We start from the raw sequence: 1,176 nt of genomic DNA, 5'->3' as shown, positions 1-1,176 counted from the left end.
TCACCTTCCTCCGAGTTGACCCCGGCAGTCTCCTATGAGTCCCCACCATCACGTGCTGGCAACATAGAACGAGGGTTGCGCTCGTTGCGGGACTTAACCCAACATCTCACGACACGAGCTGACGACAACCATGCACCACCTGTACACCAGCCCCACAAGGGGGAAAGACCATCTCTGGCCCGGTCCGGTGTATGTCAAGCCTTGGTAAGGTTCTTCGCGTTGCATCGAATTAATCCGCATGCTCCGCCGCTTGTGCGGGCCCCCGTCAATTCCTTTGAGTTTTAGCCTTGCGGCCGTACTCCCCAGGCGGGGCACTTAATGCGTTAGCTACGGCGCGGAAAACGTGGAATGTTCCCCACACCTAGTGCCCAACGTTTACGGCATGGACTACCAGGGTATCTAATCCTGTTCGCTCCCCATGCTTTCGCTCCTCAGCGTCAGTAACAGCCCAGAGACCTGCCTTCGCCATCGGTGTTCCTCCTGATATCTGCGCATTTCACCGCTACACCAGGAATTCCAGTCTCCCCTACTGCACTCAAGTCTGCCCGTACCCACTGCACACCCGGGGTTAAGCCCCGGGCTTTCACAGCAGACGCGACAAACCGCCTACGAGCTCTTTACGCCCAATAATTCCGGACAACGCTTGCGCCCTACGTATTACCGCGGCTGCTGGCACGTAGTTAGCCGGCGCTTCTTCTGCACGTACCGTCACTTTCGCTTCTTCCGTGCTGAAAGAGGTTTACAACCCGAAGGCCGTCATCCCTCACGCGGCGTCGCTGCATCAGGCTTCCGCCCATTGTGCAATATTCCCCACTGCTGCCTCCCGTAGGAGTCTGGGCCGTGTCTCAGTCCCAGTGTGGCCGGTCACCCTCTCAGGCCGGCTACCCGTCGTCGCCTTGGTGAGCCATTACCCCACCAACAAGCTGATAGGCCGTGAGCCCATCCAAAACCAGTAAAACCCTTTCCACACACCACCATGCGGTGACATGTCGTATCCAGTATTAGACCCAGTTTCCCAGGCTTATCCCAGAGTCAAGGGCAGGTTACTCACGTATTACTCACCCGTTCGCCACTCATCCACCCAGTGCAAGCACCAAGCTTCAGCGTTCGACTTGCATGTGTTAAGCACGCCGCCAGCGTTCGTCCTGAGCCAGGATCAAACTCTCCGTCAAAAAA

The 1,176-nt window shown here is 57.2% G+C and carries 1 rRNA gene (only partly in view); it reads right to left on the bottom strand.

Annotated features, from left to right (window positions below):
• Positions 1-1,172 (bottom strand): 16S ribosomal RNA (locus QL985_RS12000) (it extends 174 nt beyond the left edge of the window).
• Positions 1,173-1,176 lie beyond the last annotated feature (4 nt).

It is taken from the genome of Kocuria sp. APC 4018, from assembly GCF_030407675.1.
In the GTDB taxonomy this organism is placed as follows: Bacteria; Actinomycetota; Actinomycetes; order Actinomycetales; family Micrococcaceae; genus Kocuria; species Kocuria rhizophila.
This window is presented reverse-complemented; position numbering and strand designations above follow the sequence as displayed.